This is a genomic window from Kitasatospora sp. SC0581, assembly GCF_048159585.1.
Classification (GTDB): Bacteria; Actinomycetota; Actinomycetes; order Streptomycetales; family Streptomycetaceae; genus Kitasatospora.
The window spans coordinates 185,400-205,695 of sequence record NZ_JBLRWA010000009.1; the positions used below are offsets into that span (position 1 = coordinate 185,400).

Annotated in this window: 20 protein-coding genes and 1 pseudogene; 12 read left to right on the forward strand and 9 right to left on the reverse strand. The window is 74.1% G+C overall.

Annotated elements, in window-relative coordinates; all coding sequences use genetic code 11:
* Window positions 1-174: 174 nt before the first annotated feature.
* Window positions 175-921 (forward strand): alpha/beta hydrolase family protein, encoded by a 747-nt coding sequence (locus tag ACLWS4_RS17360; RefSeq protein ID WP_416874521.1) that lies wholly within the window; start codon window positions 175-177, stop codon window positions 919-921.
* Between the two features lie 18 nt (window positions 922-939).
* Here the strand turns inward: ACLWS4_RS17360 and ACLWS4_RS17365 are convergent, their stop codons facing one another.
* Window positions 940-1,464 carry a universal stress protein gene (locus tag ACLWS4_RS17365; protein ID WP_074004499.1) on the reverse strand — a complete coding sequence of 175 codons (525 nt, stop codon included), beginning with the start codon at window positions 1,462-1,464 and terminating at the stop codon, window positions 940-942.
* A 223-nt stretch (window positions 1,465-1,687) separates the two neighbouring features.
* Entirely contained in the window at window positions 1,688-2,365 is a 678-nt protein-coding gene (locus ACLWS4_RS17370; RefSeq protein WP_117492341.1) for a TetR/AcrR family transcriptional regulator, read from the reverse strand.
* A gap of 143 nt (window positions 2,366-2,508) precedes the next feature.
* On the opposite strand from ACLWS4_RS17370, the gene ACLWS4_RS17375 reads away from it, so the two are divergent.
* Window positions 2,509-3,327 carry an MOSC domain-containing protein gene (locus ACLWS4_RS17375; RefSeq protein WP_416874522.1) on the forward strand — a complete coding sequence of 273 codons (819 nt, stop codon included), beginning with the start codon at window positions 2,509-2,511 and terminating at the stop codon, window positions 3,325-3,327.
* A 123-nt stretch (window positions 3,328-3,450) separates the two neighbouring features.
* Here the strand turns inward: ACLWS4_RS17375 and ACLWS4_RS17380 are convergent, their stop codons facing one another.
* The gene (locus ACLWS4_RS17380; protein WP_049650667.1) at window positions 3,451-3,783 is read right to left on the reverse strand and encodes a ribonuclease; all 333 of its coding nucleotides are present in this window, start codon (window positions 3,781-3,783) and stop codon (window positions 3,451-3,453) included.
* Between the two features lie 387 nt (window positions 3,784-4,170).
* Here ACLWS4_RS17380 and ACLWS4_RS17385 point away from each other — a divergent pair, with 387 nt between their 5' ends.
* Window positions 4,171-5,694: a carboxyl transferase domain-containing protein gene (locus ACLWS4_RS17385; RefSeq protein WP_416874523.1), complete on the forward strand. Its 1,524-nt coding sequence runs from the start codon at window positions 4,171-4,173 to the stop codon at window positions 5,692-5,694.
* Between the two features lie 581 nt (window positions 5,695-6,275).
* A complete protein-coding gene (locus tag ACLWS4_RS17390; protein ID WP_241853055.1) occupies window positions 6,276-6,650 on the forward strand; it encodes a transglycosylase SLT domain-containing protein in 375 nt (124 codons plus the stop codon).
* 226 nt (window positions 6,651-6,876) lie between these two features.
* On the opposite strand, the gene ACLWS4_RS17395 is transcribed toward ACLWS4_RS17390, so the two are convergent.
* Window positions 6,877-7,335, reverse strand: a complete 459-nt coding sequence (locus ACLWS4_RS17395; protein WP_049659345.1) for an HD domain-containing protein — start codon at window positions 7,333-7,335, stop codon at window positions 6,877-6,879.
* 268 nt (window positions 7,336-7,603) lie between these two features.
* Between ACLWS4_RS17395 and ACLWS4_RS17400 the strand changes: the two genes are divergently transcribed.
* Window positions 7,604-8,530 carry an AEC family transporter gene (locus ACLWS4_RS17400; protein ID WP_387975734.1) on the forward strand — a complete coding sequence of 309 codons (927 nt, stop codon included), beginning with the start codon at window positions 7,604-7,606 and terminating at the stop codon, window positions 8,528-8,530.
* A gap of 20 nt (window positions 8,531-8,550) precedes the next feature.
* Here ACLWS4_RS17400 and ACLWS4_RS17405 read toward each other — a convergent pair whose 3' ends face one another.
* Window positions 8,551-8,985 carry a MarR family transcriptional regulator gene (locus ACLWS4_RS17405; RefSeq protein WP_387975759.1) on the reverse strand — a complete coding sequence of 145 codons (435 nt, stop codon included), beginning with the start codon at window positions 8,983-8,985 and terminating at the stop codon, window positions 8,551-8,553.
* A gap of 186 nt (window positions 8,986-9,171) precedes the next feature.
* Here ACLWS4_RS17405 and ACLWS4_RS17410 point away from each other — a divergent pair, with 186 nt between their 5' ends.
* Together ACLWS4_RS17410 and ACLWS4_RS17415 are read left to right on the forward strand one after the other, a co-directional pair.
* On the forward strand, window positions 9,172-10,227 hold the full coding sequence (locus ACLWS4_RS17410; RefSeq protein ID WP_416874524.1) for an alpha/beta fold hydrolase: 1,056 nt from the start codon (window positions 9,172-9,174) through the stop codon (window positions 10,225-10,227).
* 309 nt (window positions 10,228-10,536) lie between these two features.
* Window positions 10,537-10,922, forward strand: a pseudogene (locus ACLWS4_RS17415) (transposase); the annotation flags it as partial.
* A 520-nt stretch (window positions 10,923-11,442) separates the two neighbouring features.
* Here the strand turns inward: ACLWS4_RS17415 and ACLWS4_RS17420 are convergent.
* Window positions 11,443-12,162 (reverse strand): DinB family protein, encoded by a 720-nt coding sequence (locus ACLWS4_RS17420; protein ID WP_387828773.1) that lies wholly within the window; start codon window positions 12,160-12,162, stop codon window positions 11,443-11,445.
* A gap of 228 nt (window positions 12,163-12,390) precedes the next feature.
* Here ACLWS4_RS17420 and ACLWS4_RS17425 point away from each other — a divergent pair, with 228 nt between their 5' ends.
* Window positions 12,391-13,365: a transposase gene (locus ACLWS4_RS17425; RefSeq protein ID WP_416874525.1), complete on the forward strand. Its 975-nt coding sequence runs from the start codon at window positions 12,391-12,393 to the stop codon at window positions 13,363-13,365.
* 655 nt (window positions 13,366-14,020) lie between these two features.
* Window positions 14,021-14,794, forward strand: coding sequence for a hypothetical protein (locus tag ACLWS4_RS17430; RefSeq protein ID WP_147409312.1), 774 nt, complete (start codon window positions 14,021-14,023; stop codon window positions 14,792-14,794).
* 164 nt (window positions 14,795-14,958) lie between these two features.
* Here ACLWS4_RS17430 and ACLWS4_RS17435 read toward each other — a convergent pair whose 3' ends face one another.
* Window positions 14,959-15,222, reverse strand: a complete 264-nt coding sequence (locus ACLWS4_RS17435) for a dsRBD fold-containing protein (RefSeq protein ID WP_049655929.1) — start codon at window positions 15,220-15,222, stop codon at window positions 14,959-14,961.
* Window positions 15,223-15,490: 268 nt separating this feature from the next.
* Here ACLWS4_RS17435 and ACLWS4_RS17440 point away from each other — a divergent pair, with 268 nt between their 5' ends.
* Together ACLWS4_RS17440 and ACLWS4_RS17445 are read left to right on the forward strand one after the other, a co-directional pair.
* The gene (locus ACLWS4_RS17440; RefSeq protein ID WP_416874526.1) at window positions 15,491-16,489 is read left to right on the forward strand and encodes a DMT family transporter; all 999 of its coding nucleotides are present in this window, start codon (window positions 15,491-15,493) and stop codon (window positions 16,487-16,489) included.
* Between the two features lie 33 nt (window positions 16,490-16,522).
* Window positions 16,523-17,167 (forward strand): DUF6629 family protein, encoded by a 645-nt coding sequence (locus tag ACLWS4_RS17445; protein WP_416874527.1) that lies wholly within the window; start codon window positions 16,523-16,525, stop codon window positions 17,165-17,167.
* 18 nt (window positions 17,168-17,185) lie between these two features.
* On the opposite strand, the gene ACLWS4_RS17450 is transcribed toward ACLWS4_RS17445, so the two are convergent.
* Together ACLWS4_RS17450 and ACLWS4_RS17455 are read right to left on the reverse strand one after the other, a co-directional pair.
* The gene (locus ACLWS4_RS17450; RefSeq protein WP_416874528.1) at window positions 17,186-18,613 is read right to left on the reverse strand and encodes an MFS transporter; all 1,428 of its coding nucleotides are present in this window, start codon (window positions 18,611-18,613) and stop codon (window positions 17,186-17,188) included.
* Window positions 18,610-19,233, reverse strand: coding sequence for an ArsR/SmtB family transcription factor (locus tag ACLWS4_RS17455; protein ID WP_074004491.1), 624 nt, complete (start codon window positions 19,231-19,233; stop codon window positions 18,610-18,612). The genes ACLWS4_RS17450 and ACLWS4_RS17455 overlap by 4 nt, the downstream gene beginning before the upstream one ends.
* Before the next feature lie 292 nt (window positions 19,234-19,525).
* On the opposite strand from ACLWS4_RS17455, the gene ACLWS4_RS17460 reads away from it, so the two are divergent.
* Window positions 19,526-20,239 carry a sensor histidine kinase gene (locus ACLWS4_RS17460; protein WP_117492352.1) on the forward strand — a complete coding sequence of 238 codons (714 nt, stop codon included), beginning with the start codon at window positions 19,526-19,528 and terminating at the stop codon, window positions 20,237-20,239.
* Window positions 20,240-20,296: the final 57 nt, after the last annotated feature.

A 20,296-nucleotide genomic window follows, 5' to 3' on the forward strand; every position in this document is an offset into this window, starting at 1 on the left:
GCACCGGACCCTGTCCGACTCTGGAGCGCCAGGCCCGGGTCGCACGGACTCTTCCTACTGAAAGTAGGACGTGCTCTGGTAGCACCACTGACGCCTGACGAGGAATCCCTCCCTCGCGACGAGAAGTACAGTACCAGCTCCGTGATCATCCACCGAACCGGAGGGGAACCCCGCATGACGAGCGCTCGACCCGAGGCCGGTCCGCCTGCCGCCCCGACTGCCGCTCCGTACGCGGAAGGGCGGCTGATGGACGTCCACCTCCCGGCCGCCGGCACCGCCGGACCGGCTCCCGTCGTGCTGCTCTGGCACGGCAACGGCCCGAACGAGCGCGACGTGCTGCGGCCGCTGGCCCGGGAGGCCGCCGGGCTGGGGCTGCTGGTGCTCGTCCCGGACTGGAGCTCCGAGCAGCCGGACCGCGGCGGCGCCGAACTGCTCGCCTCGCTGGCCCAGGCCCGCCGGATCGCCGCCGAGCACGGCGGGGACCCGGCCCGCTTCGTGCTGGCCGGCTGGTCGATGGGCGGCCGCGAGGCGATAGCCGTGGCCACCCACCCGGACACCCCCGCCGAGCTACGGCCCGTCGCCGCCGTCGGCATCGCCTCGCACTACTCGACCACGGCCGTCACCACCGGCGAGGCCCCGCTCGACCACCTGGCCGCCGGCCCGTCCCCCGTCCCGCTCTGGCTGGTCCACGGCACGGCGGACGGGATCGTGGACGTCGAGCACACCCGGCGGTTGAGCGCTGCTCTTACAAAGCAGATGTCGGCGGTACGGACCCTCGAACTGCCCACCGACCACGCCGGCGTGGTGATGACCGCCTACCACCCCGAGGCCGGCCGCTGCCTCCCGGCCACCGACGCCGACACCCTGGCCGCCGGCCGGCGGACCGCCGCCGTCCTCGCCGAGGCGGCCGGGTCGGCCTGACGTCAGGCCGGCCTGACCTCAGTTCCCCGCCGCCGGCTCCCGCAGCCCGCCACCACGCTCCAGGGCCTCCAGCTCGCGCTGCAGCGGCGGACGCGGGACGGCCAGGACCGGGCAGGCGGCGTGCCGGACGCAGTAGGCGGTGACCGAGGGGTGCACCAGTCGGGCGAGGCGGCCGCGCTCCCGTCCGGCGCCGAGGACGAGCAGGTCACCGGGCCGGTCCGCGCACCGCACCAGCGTGTGGCCGGTGTCGCCGCGGACGGCCTGGCAGCGCAGCCGGACACCCGCGTGGCGTCCGGCGAAGGCCTCGTCGAGGGCCTGCCGCAGCCGGGCCACGGCGGCGTCGCGGCCGGCCTCGATCACCGGCGGGCACGGGGTGCGGCGGTAGCCGAGTTCGTCGCCGGGCGGGGTCCAGCAGAGCACCGCGAGCACCTCGACGTCCGAGCGACGGGCCTCGGCCACCGCGCGGTGCAGCGCGGCGAGGCTGCCCAACGAGCCACTGATGCCGACCACGATCCGGCCCCCGTCCGCACCACTGTCCGTCATGGCCCGCCCTGCCTCTCCGTCCGCCCGCGCGCCCGGGTGCCCTCGCACCGGGCCGGACCGGACCGCGCCGATTCCACCCCAGCAAAGCGGCCCGCGCCCGTACGGCCACGGGCCGTTGACGCGGCTCTGACGCGGGGCCCGTCCTTCCGTACGCGTCCCTGATGCGGCACGGGCGGAAGCTGGCTCAGGCTTGCGGTGGGCTCGGGCTCAGGAGGGCCCGGGCTCAGGAGGGCTCCGGCTGCTCCGCCTCCCAGAGGTCCGCGAACATCCGGTCCAGGTGCTCCTCCCCGATCGGCGGGACCGGCAGCGGATGGGTGGCCTGGGCTCGGAAGCCGTCGAGCAGCAGGGCCAGGTAGCGGCGCCAGAGGTCGGGGCGCAGCTCGGTGGCGGCCGGCAGGGCGCGGCAGAGCGGGCCGAGCAGGAAGAGCAGGTCCATGGTGACGACGTCGCGGCGCATGGTGCCCTGCTCCTGGGCGCGGGCGATCAGGGCGCCGACGGTGGTGGCGTGCCCGCGGCTGATCTCGATCATCCCGGGGATGGTCGGGATGGCCTGGGTGACCAGGTCGTTGATGCCCCGGTCGGCGGCGACCAGTTCGAAGATCCGCCCGAAGTACCGCTCGAGGCCGCTCCAGGCGTCCGCGTCGGCGAGCGCCTCCTCGCCCGCGGCGGCCAGGCCGCCCCCGGCGTCCGCGAACACCTCGCCGATCAGCGCCTCGCGGGTCGGGAAGTGCCGGTAGAGGGTGGCGTTGCCGACGCCCGCCTCCTTGGCGATCTGGTCCAGCGGCACGTCCAGGCCGTGCCGGGAGAACATGTCGCGGGCGGCGGCGAGCAGGAGGTCGCGGTTGCGCTGCGCGTCACGCCGGAGCCGCCCCGGGGGGTTCGCGCTGCTCGGTGGTGCCATGCCCCCGACCCTAGCAAGCGGCGGGCGGATCCACCCCGTCCCGCCTCCGCCCCCACCGACCCGCTCAACTACCCTGTGGGGTTCGCGAGATGGACGGTACGCGGGCGTAGCACGGCACGCCGGCGCGAAGGGGGAGCAGGACGATGGCCACAGTGACGGAACTGCGGTACTACCCGGTGAAGGGCTGCGCGGGGGTGGCGGCCGCGCAGGCGGAGCTCACCCGGGCCGGGCTGGCCCACGACCGGGCGTTCATGGTGGTGGACGAGGAGGGCGTGTTCCGCTCCCAGCGCCGGGACCCGGTGCTGGCCACCGTCCGCCCGACGGTGGCGGAGGACGGCCGTTCGCTGACCCTGGCCGCCCCGGGGACGGAGCCGGTGTCGGTCCCGGTGGACACCGGGGGCCCGCGCCGCGAGGTGCGGCTGTTCGGCGCGCCGTTCTTCGGCATCGACCAGGGCGAGGAGGCCGCCGACTGGCTCTCCGGGGTGCTGGGCGCGCGCAGCCGGCTGGTCCGGGTGCCGCCGGAGCACGATCGGGTGACCGACGGGCTGGTCCCGGGCACCTCGGGCTACGCGGACAGCTGCGCCGTGCACCTGGTGTCGCACTCCTCGCTGGAGTACTTCAACGAGCTCGCCGGCACTCCGCCGCTGCCGATGGACCGGTTCCGCCCGAACGTGGTGGTGGACGGCTGGTCCGAACCGCACACCGAGGACCTGGCCCGCCGGATCGAGGTGGGCGGGGCCGAACTGGGCTACGCCAAGCTCGCGATCCGCTGCGCCGTGACGATGGTGGACCAGTTCCACGGCACCAAGGCGGGCCCGGAGCCGCTGCGCACGCTGGCCCGGTACCGCCGGGCGGCGGCGGGCGGGGTGGCGTTCGGCAGCAAGTTCGCGGTGCTGCGGCCCGGCACGCTGCGGGTGGGGGACGAGCTGGCGGTGGGTGCCTGGGGGCCGTCCGAGCTCTGAGCCCGGGGGCAGCGGCTACCGCTGCGGATACGGCCGCACGGCGGTGACCTCGGCGGGGAAGCCAGCCGAGGCCACCGTCGTGTCGGAGCGTCCGGGGACGACCCCGGGGTGATCAGCGGACGGTCAGCAGGTCTGGTCGATCAGCGAGAACGTGGCGTAGTGGTCGCCGGTGTAGTAGTCCTCCTGGCTGGCCTGCCCGGTCACGATCCGGCGGGCGCCGCGGGTCGGGGAGCCCGGGGTGATGACGGTGTACTCGTGGTAGTAGCCGTAGGACTCGCTGGGCAGGACGCCCTCCCGGTTCTGGAAGACCACCCCGTCCTGGGAGTAGGGGAACGGTCCGCCGGAGGCGATCAGGTTGAGGGTGTCGGTGGCCTGCGACGGGAGGGCGGAGAGGCAGACCGAGCCGCTCACGTCGGCGTGCGCCTCGGTGGCGACGGCGACCGGGGCGAGGGTCATCAGGGCGACGGCGGTGACGGCGGCGGCGCGGGTCTTCCACGCGCGTAGAGTGCGAGTCATGTCCACCAGTCTGACGAGACACCGTCAGCTCCGGAAGCCCTCAGAAAAACTATTAACCAGCGAGTAACTACCCTTTACCTACGAGGACTTGAGCCGTACGCCGAGCCCCGCGCCCCTCTCCCGGAGCCGTCCGCGAAACGCCCACGAACCGCCCGTCCAGCGCAAGGGTCGACCGCCATCGAACTCATGTCGGAGCTGTCCCGACCGGACCGTGCCGCATAGAGTGCCGCCTAGCCGGACGGATCACGGCGGGGCCGGGACGACCGCCGGAACGATCGCCGGAGCAATCACCGGAACGATCGCCGGAACGACTCTGACGGGGTGGGCATGGGTACGGGCTCGGGCACGGCACTGACGGCCCACCAGCTGATCGGCCTGCTGGTGGATCCGGGCGGCTTCCGCGGCTGGGACGAGCCACCGGCCGTCGACCGGCCCGACCCCGGCTACCGCGCCTCCCTCGACCGCGCCCGCGAGCGCACCGGCCTGGACGAGGCCGTCCTCACCGGCGTCGGCTCGATCGACGGCCGGCCGGTCGCCCTCATCGCCTCCGAGTTCGGCTTCCTCGGCGGCTCGATCGGCGTCGCCACCGCCGAGCGGATCACCCGCGCCGTCGAGCGCGCCACCGCCGAGCGGCTGCCGCTGCTCGCCCTGCCGGTCTCCGGCGGGACGCGGATGCAGGAGGGCTCGGCGGCCTTCCTCTGCATGCTGCGGATCACCGCCGCCGTCCAGGCGCACCGCGCCGCCGGCCTCCCCTACCTCACCTACCTGCGCAACCCCACCATGGGCGGGGTCTTCGCCTCCTGGGGCACGCTCGGACAACTGGTCCTCGCCGAGCCCGGCGCCCGGCTCGGCTTCCTCGGCCCGCGCGTGTACGAGGAGCTGCGCGGCGTGGAACTGCCGCCGGACGTCCAGCGGGCCGAGACCCTCGCCGGCCAGGGACTGGTGGACGCCGTCGTACCCCCGCAGGAGCTGCGCGAGCTGCTCCGCCGCACCCTCGCCGTCCTCGCCGCCGCACCGCCGTCCCCTACCCCTACTACAGACCCCACCGCCTCTCCGAGCCCCGCGCCCGTCCGCACTCACGGGCACCCCGACGCCTGGGACTCCGTCCTCCGCACCCGGCGCCCCGACCGCCCGGGCACCCGCGAGCTGCTGCGGCACACCGCCGAGGAGCTGGTGCTGCTGAACGCCCCCGGCGGGCGCGGCGGCGCACTGGTCCGGGCGCTGGCCCTGCTCGGCGGCCGGCCCGTCCTGGTCGTCGGCCAGCAGCGGCAGACCCCCGAGCACGAGCGCCCCTTCACCGCCGCCGACCTGCGGGCCGTACGCCGCACCGCGCGCCTGGCCGAGCAGCTCGGACTGCCGCTCGTCACCGTGGTGGACACGGCCGGCGCCGAGCTGTCCGCCCAGGCCGAGCTGGACGGCATCGCGGTGGAGATCGCCCACTGCCTGACCACCCTGCTCGCGCTGCGCACCCCCGTCCTGGCCGTACTGCTCGGCCAGGGCTCGGGCGGCGGGGCGCTCGCACTGCTCCCGGCGGACCGGGTGATCGCCGCCGAGCACGCCTGGCTGGCGCCGCTGCCGCCGGAGGGCGCCTCGGCGATCGTCCACCGGGACGGCGCGCACGCCGCCGAGCTGGCCCGCGCGCAGGGCATCGGGGCGCACCGGCTGGCCGAGGTCGGGCTGGTCGACGAGGTGGTCCCGGAGCTGCCGGACGCCGCCGAGGAGCCGGCGGCCTTCTGCGCCCGGCTCGGGCAGGCGGTCGGCGCGGCGCTCGGCGCCCTGTCGGCGACCACCGAAACGGACCGGCTCGCGGCCCGGGCCGTCCGGCACCGACGACTGGGCGACCTCCGTTAGGACCCGCCTCCCACCTCCTGCCGCTCGGCGCGGCGGTGTGGCGCCGATCCCGCCGCTCGGGTGTCGCGCCGATCCCGCCGCTCGGGTGTGGCGCCGATCCCGCCGCTCGGGTGTGGCGCCGGTCTCAGCGCGGGGTTGATCGTCTGTACCCACCGTGCTTCGACCGGGCCGGCGAGTGACGCCCGCCGAGCCCCGCACGGTGAGTGCGCTCACACGTGATCAACACCCACGACGGGCGGTAGTAGACACCCCCGGAACGCCCGCGCCACCCCGGCACCCCCCGCGTTCGCGCAGCTCACCCCCGCTCCGCACGCTCCGCGCGACCGCCCCTTCGAATCCACGGCGGCCCCTTCCGTACGACCGTGGGTCGTACCGAGGGGGTCTTGGCGGGGGCCGATGCCGTCTGCCAACAATGGCTCAGTCGTCAGCCGCACCGGCACCTGTCCCGCCGGTGAACGGCTTGCTGCCGGGTCACGACCCCGCGACCGTTACGGCCCCTGTCCGGCCGAGGTCTGCGGCGGGGAGTGACCCGGCCCAACCCGATTGAGGTCCTGCTCTTTATGCCCGCTTTCAAGCTCCGTATGCGCACCTCCGCCGCGATCCTCGCCGGCGCCGCCGGTCTGACCGCCCTGGGCGCGGGTGTCCTGCCCGCCACCGCGAACGCCGCCACCGCCTCCCCGCAGGCCATCGCCGCCCAGATCGTCCCGGCCAACCAGCTGGCTTCCTTCAGCCAGATCATCGCCCACGAGTCGAGCTGGAACGTGTCCGCGACCAACGCGAGCTCCGGCGCGTACGGCCTGGCCCAGGCGCTGCCGGGCTCCAAGATGGCCTCGGCGGGCTCGGACTGGAAGACCAACCCGGCCACCCAGATCAAGTGGGCGCTGGACTACATGAACACCCGCTACGGCAGCCCGAACGCCGCCTGGAACTTCTGGCAGGCCAACCACTGGTACTAAGCCGACCCCATCGGCCCACCAGCCTCCGACCGTCACCTGACCACTCCCCCTCACCCCGGGGGTCGGACAGGGACCACCGGGGTGCCCGAGAGGGCCCGGACCCGCGCGATCCGCGTGGTCCGGGCCCTCTTGTGGTTCTCCGACGCCCGTGGGCGGCGGGCTCTCGGACTCCGACTCCTCGGGCCCCGGCTCCTTGGGCCCCGGCTCGGGGACTACAGCTCGGGGACTACAGCTCGCCGGTGAGCCCGAGCAGCTCGCGCATCCGCGCGTACTTGGCGGCCAGCCGCTCGGCGGTCGCCGGGTCCAGCACGGCGAGGCGGGCCGGATCGGAGTTGTGCGCCAGGTCCGCGCGCTTGACCAGCAGCGCGCCCGGCGTGGCCAGGATCCGCGCGGTGTACTCCTCGACCGGCTCGTCCCGGCGCCGGGTGAGCGCGTCCACGATCGCCTTGGTCTCCTCCGGCAGCGCGGCCCCGGCCAGCCACTCCCGGCTCAGCCGGTCGTCCTCGACGGTGTCGTGCAGCCAGCCCGCCGCGACCTGCGCCGCGCTGCCGCCGCGCGCCGCCGTCCCGTGGGCGACCGCCGCGATGTGCTCGCCGTACGGGTGGCCGTTCTTGTCCACCTGCCCCCGGTGGGCCCGGCGCGCGATCGCCTCCACCTCGGACAGGCTCAGGTACTGGTCCTCCATCGGCTCATCGTAGGCCCGGGCGGTCGGCGTCGCTCCGGGCGGTAACCGCGTTCCTGGCGGTCGGCCTCGTTCCTGGCCCGCCGATCCCGCCGACGGCCCGACCCGGCTGGCGTGCCCGCGACAGGCCCGTTGATCACCTCGCCGACGGCCACTGGTTTACTGCCCCGGGGGTTCATGGGCTTCGGGGGGTCACCGCGCTCGGGAGTCGGCGCCCCCGACGGGAGACCCCCGTCGCACCGGCAGATCCGCCCGAGCGATCCGAGGAACCATGCCAGCCCTGCACCCCCTGCTGTCCGCCTTCGCGCCGATCTGGGCGCTCACCGGCGTCGGCTACGTCGTCGGCCGCACCGGGCTGCTCGGGCCGCAGGCCGAGACGGTGCTCAACCGGTTCGTCTTCCACGTGGCGATGCCGGCCGCGCTGTTCCTGATGATCGCCCGCACCCCGCTGGACCGCTTCGCCAACGCCTCGATGCTCGCCTTCACGGCGGGCACGGTGGTCACGATCGGCCTCGGGCTGCTCGTCGGGCGGCTGCTGTTCCACCGCAAACCCGGCGAACTGGCCGTCGGCGCGATGGCCTCCGGCTACGTCAACTCGGCCAACCTCGGCATCCCCGTGACCATGCAGGTCCTCGGCGACGCCTCCTTCGTGGCGCCCGTGGTGCTGTTCCAGATCCTGGTGGTCACCCCCGCCGTCCTGGCCGTCCTGGACGGCGGCGCGGCCGGGCGGCGGGCGCTGCTCACCCTGCCCGTCCGCAACCCGATCCTGCTGGCCACCGCCCTGGGCGCCCTCGCCTCGGCGACCGGACTGCACCTGCCCGCCGAGCTGAACCGTTCCTGCGAACTGCTCGGCGGCGCCGGCGTCCCGACCGCGCTGATCACCCTCGGCATATCGCTGCACAACCGCCCGCCGGCGGAGGGCCGTCCGCGCCGCACCGAGGTCGGGCTGACCGTCGCGCTCAAGACCCTGGTCCAGCCGCTGGTGGCCCTCGCCGTGGCCGGCCCGCTGCTCCACCTGCCCGCGCACCAACTGCTCACCGTGGTGCTGTTCTCCGCGCTGCCCACCGCACAGAACGTGTACACCTACGCCCGCGAGTACCGGCAGGGCATCGCCCTCGCGCGGGACGCGGTGCTCTGGTCGACGCTGGTGTCGATGGCGACGCTGTCGGTGATCAGCTGGACCCTCGGCCCCGCGTAGCCCCGGCCCTCCCTGGACACTCAGTTCTCCCGGGCGGCCGCCACCACCCCGGTCATCGCCGTCAGGAAGCGCCGGGCCGTGTCCAGCTCCCCCGGCTCGAACTGCCGCATCGCCGCGACCAGATCGCCGATCAGCCCGCCGAAGAAACCCTCCCCCAGCTCCATCGCCCGCTCCTCCACCAGCAGCCGCACCCGGCGCCGGTCCCGCGGGTCCCGCTCGCGCCGGATCAGCCCGAGCCGCTCCAGCCGGTCCACCAGGCCGGTGGTGCCCGCCGAGTTCAGCCCCAGCGCCTCGCCGAGCCGGCCCGGGGTGACCACCTCCCCGACCCTGGCCGCGTCCAGCAGGTGGATCAGCGCCCGCAGATCGGTCGGATGCAGACCGTTGCGGGCCGCGAACTCGGCGCCGAACAGGTCGAGTTCGACCGTCAGGCCACGCAGCAGGTGCACCAGCCGCATCGGGTCGGCAACCTCGGACACCCTGTCGTCCTTCCTCGGGGAGGGCATGTGCGACTATTCTCTCGCTCAGCGAGATACTTGTTCAGCACGATACGTGCTCAGCGTAATACTCGTTCACCGCGACACTTGCCCGGCGAGTGGTCCAGCCGGCTCGGCCGCCATCACACCACACCCGCGGAGGCCCTCATGTCCGCCCGCACCGCCCCCTTCCTCGCCGCCTACGACGCGCTGCTCGCCCGCTGGCCCGTCCCGGTCGAAGCGCTCACCGTCCGCACCGCCCACGGCACCACCCGGATCAACGCCTGCGGCCCCGCCGACGGCCGCCCGCTCGTCCTGCTCCACGGCGGCGGCGCCACCTCCACCCTGTGGTTCGCCAACGCCGGCGCCCTGGCCGAAGCAGGACACCGCGTCCTCGCCGTCGACCTCATCGGCGACCCGGGCCGCAGCGTCCACGACGGCGCCGCCCTCGACGGCGTCCCCGGCCTGCTCGGCTGGCTGGACGCCGTCCTCGACGGACTCGGCGTCCAACAGGCCGACCTCTGCGGCCACTCGTACGGCGGCTGGATCGCCCTGGAGTACGCCCTGCACGCCCCCACCCGGGTCGGCCGGCTCGCCCTGCTCGACCCCACCCAGTGCTTCGCCGGCTTCCGCCCCGGCTACCTGCTGCGCGCCCTCCCCCTCTTCCTCCCCCACCGCACCCCGGCCCGCGCCCGCGCCTACCTCGACTGGGAAACCGGCACCACCCCCCGCCCCGACCCCGCCTGGCGCGAGCTCTACGCCCTCGGCTATGCCGACTTCCCCGCCTCCCCCGTCGTCACCGGCCCCCGCCCCACCCCCGAACGCCTCCGCACCCTCACCGCCCCCGTCCTCACCCTCCTCGCCGCCCACGGCCGCACCCACGACCCCCACGCCGTCGCCCGAACCGCCCGCCACACCCTCCCCCAAGCCGAAGTCGCCATCATCCCGGCCACCTCCCACCACAACCTCCCCATGGCCGCCCCCCACGACCTCAACCCCCGCCTCACCACCTTCCTCACCCTCCCCCCACCACCCCTGACCACGTACCCCCGCAGCATGAGAAGTCGGCCCAGCCGACTTCTCACGTCCCCCCACTCAGTCACACCAGGAGGCACGGCCCGGATCCGCCACCGCATGCCGCCTATCAGTCTCCGCCGCGTCCACGCCTGCGGTCGGCCCGGCTTGATGCCCTGCGGCAGCAACGGTTCAAACCACGTCAACTGACTGTTCGTCAGATCTACATGTCCCGCGGAGCGTGATCGTTTCACCGCCGAGATCCACTTTCGCGACAAGCCCTCGCGCACCCGCTAGCCAGGCAGCAGGCGCTTCACAAGCGGCCGGTCGGGACAGGGAGGCGATCAGTCCGGGCGGAGCTCTTGCAGGCCTTGCGCTTGCCCCGGCCGTCGTCCCACCGGGACTGTTCGCCGGGTTTGCAGCAGATCAGGGTGACGATCGAGACCCGTCGACGGGAGCGGACCTCGCTCCATCTCCCGCTCCACTTAAGCAAACTGCCACTCACTCAGCCCGGGAAGCGAGCGACTGCGGCCGAGCGGTAAGCACCACCTGATCACCGACGCCAACGGTATCCCGCTCTCCGCCCCCTGACCGGCGGGAACCGCAATGACGTCACCCAGCTCATTCCACTGCTTCAGGCACTGCCGTCCGTTCGCGGCAAGCGCGGCCGGCCCCGGCGCCGGCCCGACGCCGTGCTCGGCGACCGCGACCACGACAAGTACCGCCGCCTGGTCTGGAACCTCGGCGTGAAGCCGCTCATCGCCTGCCGAGGCACCGAGCACGGCTCCGGACTCGGCGCTCAACACTGGGTCGTGGAACGCGCCTTCGCCCACCTGCACTGGTTCCGACGCCTGCGCATCCGCTGGGAGATCCGCGATGACATCCACGAGGCCTTCCTGAGCCTGGGTTCCATCGGGCGCCGCATTCGCCTGCACCCATGCCGGGTTCAACCGCTGGTTGAGGCCGAGTTCGCATGCCCGCTCCTCCAGCCTGACCAGCGAGGTCGTATCGAGGACCTTCAACTCCCGAGGCGCCGGCTCATCCGAGTTCATCGCCCCCATGCCGCCCGATGGCACCCCAGCGACTGGAACCGACCATCGAAGATCATTTCGTTAGGAGTTCTTACTCCTGGATGGTGGACCGACACCGCGCACGTATCGCACGACGAGGGCGTACCCGCGGATCGACGGCTCTCAGCCTCTGCGGCGAGGCGGGTTCAACCTGAGCTTGTTCCTTATGGTGCGGCTCGGTTTCGCTAGCGGGGCGGGTGTGAGCGGACCAGTCCGGTTCGGTCGCGTTCGATCAGCGTGGCGGGGCGTTTGACGGTCTTGCCCACGTCGCAGCGGGGGACTTGGTCCGGTTCGGGACGCCGGCCGGCCTGGACCCGGGCGGGTCGGCTTGGGTGCACGTTGTCTGTAGTCGGCCCTACTCAGCGTCCTGTGCCTCGATCAGGTCGAGGTCGCGAACGCAGAAGGTGTGGTGCTCGAAGGTCTCCTTGAGCACCGTGCCGAGGCACTGCCGCACCAAGCGGCCCCGGGCGTACGGCGGCCAGACATCGTCGTCGGGCACCGGCGCTCGCGCTGCGAGCTGCACGGCGGTGACCTCATCGAGCCAGGCCTCAAGCTCGGCGGCCTGCGCGTCACGCACGCTCACGATCTCGTCGAGGGCCGGATCGAGCGAGAGGTCAAGCCCGTGCGCTCCACGGTAGGGCTCGACGGTCGGCCCAATGCCCATCGGTGTGAACAGCTCCGTCGAGCCCAGGCAGCAGCGGCGGAACCACGAGTCGTGGACGAAGACCAGGTGGCGCAGCGTCTGCACCGCCGACCACTCGTCGTTCACGCTGCGGCGCTCGATGCCGGGCGTACGGCGGATTCGCTCGATCGTGGCGGCCCAGACGGCATGGAGCTGACGCGATGCCTCGCGCAGATCGTCAGGGTCCTCGGAGCGGATCAGCACCCGCACCGGATGACGCCGGTCGAGCTCTGCCTCGACGTACTCGGTGACCTCGACACCGTTCACTACGAGGTTGGTGACGTGCCCGTCGATCACGGCATCCTGCATGACGACGCCGATCAGGCGCGCCCCGGTCAGATCGCACTCGCGGAACTCCGCACTGTGCAGATCCTCGTCGATATATCGCGTCATGATCCGCATACTAGGTCCGAGCACCGACAAGCCGGCCTCCCCGGTTTGACTTAGCTTGTTCCTTGGCATCGGGCCCTGATTGTGCTCGTCGATGGCTCACTCGTTCGGGTGATCGGCGGACATGGGGACGGCCCGGTCGTGATCCTGACTCTGCGAGGAGATCGAGGAATCGACGACGGGGCCGTGCCGATGAATGTGCTCCGACTTGCCACCCGGCGAGACATGTTCGTGGAACTGTCACTCTTCCGGGAGGACTACTACGCCAGCCTGTCCGCGCGGGCGGACGCGTTCTTTGAGCCGACCGACACGCTGCTGTGCTCGGATGCGCCCACCCGTACGCCGGTGGAGCTGTCACTGACCGCCGAGCAACGCCGCGACTACGGCTCCCTGTACGGCGCGCTCGACCACGGCCGTCTGGACACCGAGCTGCTGCGGGACCTGCTGGCCGAGCTGCCACTGCCCCGCTTCGCGGGCCGGATCGTGCTCACCGTGGACGTCTCGCCGTGGCTGCGCTCCGACGCCGCCTGCTCGCCCGAGCGGCTGTTCTGCCTGGTCCACGGCCGCGCTGGCCAGGCGTCCAACCACGTGGTGCCGGGCTGGCCCTACTCGTTCGTCACCGCGCTCACCCCGGACCGGACCTCGTGGACGCAGGTCCTGGACGTGGTCCGCCTCGGCCCGACCGACGATGCTGCGCTGGTGACCGCCGCCCAGCTGCGGCAGGTGGTCCGGCGCCTGGTCGCCGCGGGTCAGTGGCGCGACGGCGACCCGGACATCGTGATCGTGATGGACGCGGGCTACGACCCGATGCGCCTCGCGTACGTGCTGCGGGACCTGCCCGTCGAGGTCGTCGGCCGCCTGCGCTCGGACCGCGTCCTGCGACTGGCGAAGCCCGCCTACGTCTACGACCCGAAGGGCGGGGCCCCCGAAGCGCGGGCCCCGCTTCCCACTCGCCGACCCCGCCGCCTGGCCCGAACCCACGCTGACCACCAGGAACGACACCCCGCGCTACGGCAAGGCCGAGACGACGGCGTGGGACCGGGTCCACCCCTACCTCACCCACCGCTCCGCCTGGATCGGCGACGACGGCAAACTCCCGCTGGTCGAGGGCACTCTGATCCGGCTGAAGGTCGACCACTTGCCCGGCGACCGCGACGCGCCACCGGTCTGGCTGTGGTCCTCCAAGACGGGCGCCACCGCCGATGACGTCGACTTCATCTGGTCGAGCTACCTGCGCAGATTCGACCCGGAGCACACCTGCCGCCTGTTCAAGCAGACCCTCGGCTGGGCCCGCCCCAGGCTCCGCTCCCCGGAGGCCGCGGACCGCTGGACCTGGCTCGTGATCGTCGCCCACACCCAGCTCCGCCTCGCCGCCCCACTCGCCGCCGACCAGCGCCGCCCTTGGGAGAAGACCAGCCGCCCCGGCGTCGCGCTGACGCCGACCCGCGTCCGCCGGGGGTTCCGGAACATCCGACCCCCACCTCCCCAGTCCGGCCCGTGCGCCCAAACCCAGCACGCCCGGCCCCGGCCGGCCACCCGGCATCCCGAACCGGACGAAGGCCACCCCCTGCGACGTAGGCAGAACCGTCAAGCTCCCCGCCACGCTGATCGAACGCGACCGAACCGGGCCACAGCGATCAGCGCCCCGGTGAGCACGCCCCCACCCCGTTGGTCAAGGATCAACCTGAATAACGGCGCAGGAAGTCGGCCAGGCGGCAGGATGTGGGCCCCGTTCCGGAAGGGGGCCGGGAGCAGGGACCGGATACAGCTGGCCGGCGGCGCTGGTGGAGGGTTAGGCCACGAGGTGCAGGGGTGGGTGTCGGAGGTGTGGGGGTGCGGGGGGCGTGCGTAGCGTTGCCGGATGACCGAAGGGACGCGGGGCGGCGGGGCGGCGCAGGTGAGTGCGGCTCATGTGATGGCGCCGGCGGTGGTGTTCGCCATTCCGGTGCTGAAGCTGGCGTGGACGCTCGGGGGTGGGGACGCAGCCCGGGACGCGCTGCTGGCGATGGGGCCGGCGAACTGGGTGGACGTCGTCATCGGGATGTTCTTCGCCGAGCCGGTGCTGGCGGTCGTGCTGGCCGCGGTGCTCTCCTACATCGGCTACGCCTACCGGGCCGCTCACGGCGGGGCCGCCCGGCGCCAGGGGCGGGCCCTGGCGGAGACGGCGGCCCGGGCGGCGATCCTGCCGGGGGCGCTCGGGGTGGTGGTCGGGGCCTTCAACGGGCTGTGGTGGGGTGTGGCGGCGGGCGTCCTGGGCTACCTGTTGCGGCTCGGCGTGGTGGCCGAGTACCGGACGGGCGCGCGCTCGGCCGACACCGGCCGGCGCACCGGCCGGACCGCCGTGGCCTTCGGGCCCCGGGCCGTCGAGGCGGTCCGGGTCGCGGCGCTGCTGCTCTCCCTGGTGGTGCTTCCGGTGCTCTCGGTCGTCGCCGCCCTCGACGGCCGGTCCTGGACGAGCGTGTTGATGTGCGACGTCGACACCGGCGCCGGCCCGCAGCGCGCCCGGCTGGTCGAGCTGGACCGTCAGGCTCCGGGCGTCGTCGGCTGGGACGTTCCCGCCCACGAGGTGGTCAGCGGCACCAACTGCGCCACCGACCCGGACGACGTCCTCCGCGCCCCGTGGTGGCGCCGGTAGGGCCGACGACCGGACAGGCCGGTCCGGTGATGGCCCTCCTCCCTCCGAGGCCATGGCGTACCTTCGCTGGAACGCGCCTCCGTGGGCGCCGTCCACGTCGAGCGCGCGGCCGCCGGGCTGCCCGGAGCCGCTGCGGACCAGGAGGGGCGGGGCGGCCGGTGGGCTCAGTAGATCAGGTAGCCCGGGCGGTGCCCTTCGTCGTCGATCTCCCCGGTCGCCTGGGCCCGCAGCTTGCGGGACAGTTCCTCCAGGGCGCGGGAGGCCGCGACCTCCTCGCCGATCCTGGCGAGCGGACGGTCGTCCGCGCTCTTCACGGACTCGCCGTGCGCGCTCAGGCCGGGCGCCCTGGCGCCGGTCAGCCTGGCGTCACACGCCGTGTGCACGCCGTCTTCCTCGAACCTCAGCTCCACGTCCCACTGGTTGTGCATGCCACACCTCCTGGCGGCGGCCCCCGTCGCGCCTGTCCGGACCGGCACGGACGGTGACCCGTGGCGGCCGCTCACACCAGCGTGCGCCTGCCCTGCCGATGGCGGCAAGCGCTGCCGGAGGGCCTGGTGGCCCGCCCCGTCGCGGGCGTGTCGTGCGATCGGCCCGGGCACCGGCCCGGCGGTAGGCTGACGGGAGCGGCCGCGACGCCCGACCCACCTCTCGGACTCGTCGGCGCGGCGCGGGCAGCGACAACCTGGTGGTCCCTCCGTGGCGGTCTTCCTCCTCGCTCTCAGCGCGGCCTGCTGTCTGGGGCTCGGCTTCGTCCTCCAGCAGCACGCGGCTCAGCAAGCCCCGCGCTCCGATCTGCTGCGCTGGCGGCTGCTGCTGGACCTGATGCGGATGCCGCAGTGGCTGCTCGGCACCGGGTTCATGGTCAGCGGGCTGATCCTCTCGGCGTTCGCGCTCAACCAGGGCGAGGTGTCGCTGGTCGAGCCGCTGTTGGCCACCAATCTGATCTTCGCGATGGCGCTGGCCCGGGTGCTGACCCGTCAGACCCTGGGCCGTTCCGGCTGGGCCGGGGTGGCGCTGCTGGCCCTCGGGGTGACGGCCTTCATCGTGGCCGGGCGGCCGACCGGCGGGGGGCCGCCCGCCGGGGAGCTGCGGCACTGGCTGGTGGTGGGCACCGTGGTCGGGCTGGTGGTGCTGCTGGTCTCGCTGGCCCGTCGGCTGCCGCTGTTCGAGGAGGCGACCCTGCTGGCGCTCGCCGCCGGGCTGCTCTACGGCCTCCAGGACGCGCTGACCCGGACCACCACCCAGCGCCTCGACCACGAGGGCCTGGCCGCGGTGCTGCGCAGCTGGCAGCCGTACGCGGTGGTGGTGGCGGGGGTGGTCGGGCTGCTGCTGGTGCAGAGCGCCTTCGAGGCCGCGCCGCTGCGGATGTCCCTGCCGGCACTGACCGCCGCCCAGCCGCTGGCCGGGATCGCCTGCGCGGTGGGTTTCCTCGGTGACCGGTTGCGGGTGACCCCGGGGGCATTGGCGTGGCAGGCGGTCGGGCTGTTGGCGATCGTGATCGGGGTGATCGTGATCGGCCGCCATCCGGCGATGCCCGGGACCGCACGCGACACCCTGGAGAGCATCGGGGCGCCACCGGAGGACGAAGCCGGGGAAGAACCCGGGGACGAAGCCGGGGACGAACCGGAGGACAAGGCCGGGGACGGAGCGGAGCAGGGGCCCGAGGGGGACGACCGCCCCGGGAGCACCGGCTAAACCGCGATGTGCTGGAGCGCGCAGGCGGACGCCGTGGCCGGTGGGCTGGTCGCGGTCACGGGCGTGGCGTGTGTGGTCCGTGCCCGTCGGGCCGGCCGGCCCGAGCGCTTGCCGCTCGCCGCGCTCCCCCTGGTGCTGGGCGTGCACCAGCTGATCGAGGCGCTGGTCTGGCTCGGTACGGACGGCGGGCTGCCGGACGGCCTCGCCGGAGCGGCCCGCACCGCCTGGGCGGTGGTCGCCCTGCCGCTGCTGCCCGTCCTGGTCCCGGCCGCCGTGTGGTGCGCCGCCGCCGGACCGCGCCGACGGGCGCTCGCCGCGCTCACCCTGCTCGGTGCGGCGGTCGCCGTCCCGCTGGCCGTGGCCGTCGGCTCCCATCCGGTGACGGCCGCCGTGCATGGCCACACCCTGGGCTACGCGGTCGGCATCCCGTACCCGGCCCTCCTGCTGGCCGGTTACCTCCTCGCCACCGTCGGCTCCCTCCTGGTGAGCGGCGACCGCCTGCTCCGCCGTCTCGGTCTCGTCACCGGTGCGGGCGCCGTCGTCTGCGCCCTGCTCTGGCACCTCGCCTTCGTCTCCACCTGGTGCGCCCTCGCCGCCCTGGCCAGCCTGTTGCTGCTCCACTGGGCGGGGCACCGCCCGGCGGATGAGCCCGGCCCGGTCACCGATCGGGCCCGCTAGCCGCGCCCGGGGGGCGGCTTACGCGCTGCGCGCCGGTTCCGGCTCGACGGCCGCGTCGCCCGCGCCGACCACACCGCTCGCGCCGGCCACGCTGTCCGCTCGGCCCGAGCCGCCACGGAGGCGGTCCATCTCCCGCCACTCGGGGCGCAGCCCGGCCAGCGTGGTGGTCGCGAAGTACAGGGCGCCGGCCGCGATCAGGCTGGGTATGAGGCCGACCGTGGCGACCGCCGCACCGGCGACCAGGCCGCCGAGCGGGATGCCGGCCCAGGCGAGGGAGTCGCCGAGGGCGTGGACGCGGCCCAGCAGGTGGCGGGGCACCCGCTCGAAGAGCACCGCGCCGAGGATCGGGTTGAGGAAGCCGGAGCCGAAGCCGCCGATCGCGAAGACCGTGATCACCAGCCACATCGGCGCGCCGAGGGCGAGCACCAGGAAGCGCGGTGCGCCGCACAGCAGGAAGCCGGTGAAGAAGACCGTCCGACGGGGCAGCCGGGAGGCGACGGCCGCCGCTATCAGGCTGCCGACGACCGCGGTGGCACCCATGGAGGCGGCCAGCAGGCCGATGGCGGCCGGTCCGTTTCCGGACTCCCGCGCCCAGACCGGGACGAGGACGGTGATGAACCCGGCATCGATCAGGTTGGTGATGCCGATCATCACGATCACGGTGAGCAACAGCGGCTCCGAGCGCAGGAACGTGAAGCCCTCGCGGAACATCCGCCAGTAACCCGCGGGCTGCTCCTCCCCGGACGCGTCAACGGCCGGGTCGAGGGCCGGATCGGCGGACGGATCCGCGGCCGTGGCGGGCACCGCCGGGCGCCCCATGCCGCGCGGGAGCGCGACCGCGATGATCAGCGACCCGAGCGCGAAGGTGACCGCGTTGATCGCCAGCCCGGCCAGCGGGCCCATCAGGGCGACCAGCCCGCCGCCGACCGCCGGCCCGATCGTGGAGGCCAACCGCTCGGTGACGCCCGACAGCCCGGTGGCGCGCTCCATCGGCACCCGGGCGTGGTCGGCCGCCTCCGGGACCATGACGGACTTGGCCAAGTCCCCCGGGCCGCGCATCGCCCCGATCGCCGCGACCATCACCAGCAGCACCCAGAACGGGAGCAGCCCCTGTGCGTGCAGCAGCGGGACCAGCCCGGCCGCGACGGCGCTGACCGCGTCCGTCGTCCAGGACACCACGCGCGGCCCGAGCCGGTCGACTAACGGGCCCGTCAGCGCCTTGACCGCCACGTACGGCGCCATCTCGGCGAACGCGACGAGGCCCGTCATGGTGGCGCTGCCGGTGGTGGCCAGGACGAACCAGGGCAGGGCGATGGCCGAGACGCGCGTGCCCGTCACGGAGACGGCCATGGCCGTCAGCACCCCGGCCAGCGGGCGGAAGCTGCGCCCCGGCGCGTCGGTGGCGGTAGCAGCGGTGGCGGCGGTGCCGGTGGTGCCGGTGGTCATGCGGTCTCCCCCTCGCTTGCGGTGGCGGTGGCGGTCGCGTCCGGCAGGAGGTGGACGACGACGGCCACCTGCTCGGTGCCCTCCGGCGCGGGCCCGCCGTGGTCGATCTGCCGGTAGCGCCGGACCACCTCGAACAGTTCGCCGGACAGCCGCTCGGCCTCGGCGGGCGTGAGCTGCAGGACCCGGTCGCTGAGGTCCGTCACCCGGCGCCACTCGCGCGGCATGGTCTCGAAGGCGTCCAGCGTGCGCTGGGCCGTCTGGGTGTGCGCGGCCAGGACGGAGCGCAGGAAGCCGGCGGCCGTGTCGAGCTCGTCGTCCGCCATGTCGTCCACCGTCCAGACGGTGAGCGGGTGGGCCGAACGCCACCACCGCTCGCGGGCGTTGCCGCGCTCCTCGTCCTCCTCGACGAAGCCCGCGGCGGCGAGCTGGCGCAGGTGGTAGCTGGTGGCTCCGGAGTTGAGCCCCAGCTGCTCGGCGAGCCTCGTCGCCGTGGACGGGCCGTGCTTGCGCAGGAGCCCGACCAACTGCATCCGCACGGGGTGCGCCATCGCCCGCATGTTCTTGGCGGTGATGGCGATGTGCGGGTCGTCGCTGTGCTTCCAGCCGCGTTCTTCGGTCATGGCAGGAGACTAGAACCCCAAAGAGTTCTTTGCAAAGGGTTTTTTGCGAAAGATCTTTTGCGAAGAAGTCCTTGCGGTTACTCGATCCGCAGTAGGCCACGCCTCCGGGCCCCGCCGGTCGGCGGGTGCCCGGCCGGCCGCTCGGCGGGGGCCCCGGAGCGGACCGCGACCCGGAGCGGGATTGTCACCCGGGCGGCCGAGGCGCACGCTGGCAGGAAGGGCCCGGAAGCCGGCCCACCCCGGTCGGCCGCGGATTCGATGACGGCCGCCGGGGAGCACGAGGGGCAGGGCGATGGCACGCGGGAGGCTCTGGGGCTACGTCGCGACGGGAGCCAAGGCGCTCGGCGCGCTCGGCGGCACCGTCGGCGCGGTCGGCACCGGGCGCCGGGGCGGGTCCGGGCGCGTGGGCGCGGCGGCGCCGGCCGGGGCCGAGGAGGGCCCCGGCCCGTACTCGCCCGGCGCGATGGCCGCGCCCAGGGCGCTCGACCGCACCGAGCTGGAGCGGCTGCGGTGGACCGGCCGGCAGGCCGGCTGCGAACCGATGGCCCGGCACGTCCAGGTGGCCGACGTGGTCCGCCGGGTGGTGCGCGGCGGCGGGCGGGCGGCGGCCGTCACGGTCCGGGTGGCCCCCGGGCTCCCGGTGGTGGCCGGGGACGCCCGCCGGCTGGAGGCCGTCCTCGCCGGGCTGGTCGACCACGCGATCCGGCGCAGCCCGCTGGGCGGCCGGGTGCTGGTCCGGGCCGACGTGGCGGGCGGCGCGTCCGCGCTGCGGGCGCCCGGACGGACGGCGGCGACCCGCGCCCGGGTGGAGGTCCGGGTCTCCGACCGGGGCGCCTACGAGCCGCCCGAGGCGCGCGAGCGGCTGATCGCGGGCGTGCGGGCGGACGGCCCGGTCGGGCCCGCCCTGCACCGCCTGGTGGTGGCCGCGGGCGGCCGGCTCGCGGTGGAGCCGACCCCCGGCGGCGGGCTGACCATGGTCCTGCTGCTGACCGTCGCGTACGACTGACGGAGTACACGAGGAAGTACACCCGGCGCCCCCTCCCCACCGACCCTAGACTTGCCC

Bases quoted from the DNA above. Each gene is read 5' to 3' on its own strand.
- ACLWS4_RS17385 (WP_416874523.1), top strand. From the start codon at position 4,171: ATGGGTACGGGCTCGGGCACGGCACTGACGGCCCACCAGCTGATCGGC.
- ACLWS4_RS17390 (WP_241853055.1), top strand. From the start codon at position 6,276: ATGCGCACCTCCGCCGCGATCCTCGCCGGCGCCGCCGGTCTGACCGCC.
- ACLWS4_RS17410 (WP_416874524.1), top strand. From the start codon at position 9,172: ATGTCCGCCCGCACCGCCCCCTTCCTCGCCGCCTACGACGCGCTGCTC.
- ACLWS4_RS17460 (WP_117492352.1), top strand. From the start codon at position 19,526: ATGGCACGCGGGAGGCTCTGGGGCTACGTCGCGACGGGAGCCAAGGCG.
- ACLWS4_RS17370 (WP_117492341.1), bottom strand. From the start codon at position 2,365: ATGGCACCACCGAGCAGCGCGAACCCCCCGGGGCGGCTCCGGCGTGAC.
- ACLWS4_RS17405 (WP_387975759.1), bottom strand. From the start codon at position 8,985: ATGCGGCTGGTGCACCTGCTGCGTGGCCTGACGGTCGAACTCGACCTG.
- ACLWS4_RS17360 (WP_416874521.1), top strand. From the start codon at position 175: ATGACGAGCGCTCGACCCGAGGCCGGTCCGCCTGCCGCCCCGACTGCC.
- ACLWS4_RS17435 (WP_049655929.1), bottom strand. From the start codon at position 15,222: ATGCACAACCAGTGGGACGTGGAGCTGAGGTTCGAGGAAGACGGCGTG.
- ACLWS4_RS17375 (WP_416874522.1), top strand. From the start codon at position 2,509: ATGGCCACAGTGACGGAACTGCGGTACTACCCGGTGAAGGGCTGCGCG.
- ACLWS4_RS17430 (WP_147409312.1), top strand. From the start codon at position 14,021: ATGACCGAAGGGACGCGGGGCGGCGGGGCGGCGCAGGTGAGTGCGGCT.
- ACLWS4_RS17365 (WP_074004499.1), bottom strand. From the start codon at position 1,464: ATGACGGACAGTGGTGCGGACGGGGGCCGGATCGTGGTCGGCATCAGT.
- ACLWS4_RS17455 (WP_074004491.1), bottom strand. From the start codon at position 19,233: ATGACCGAAGAACGCGGCTGGAAGCACAGCGACGACCCGCACATCGCC.
- ACLWS4_RS17420 (WP_387828773.1), bottom strand. From the start codon at position 12,162: ATGACGCGATATATCGACGAGGATCTGCACAGTGCGGAGTTCCGCGAG.
- ACLWS4_RS17380 (WP_049650667.1), bottom strand. From the start codon at position 3,783: ATGACCCTCGCCCCGGTCGCCGTCGCCACCGAGGCGCACGCCGACGTG.
- ACLWS4_RS17450 (WP_416874528.1), bottom strand. From the start codon at position 18,613: ATGACCACCGGCACCACCGGCACCGCCGCCACCGCTGCTACCGCCACC.
- ACLWS4_RS17400 (WP_387975734.1), top strand. From the start codon at position 7,604: ATGCCAGCCCTGCACCCCCTGCTGTCCGCCTTCGCGCCGATCTGGGCG.
- ACLWS4_RS17395 (WP_049659345.1), bottom strand. From the start codon at position 7,335: ATGGAGGACCAGTACCTGAGCCTGTCCGAGGTGGAGGCGATCGCGCGC.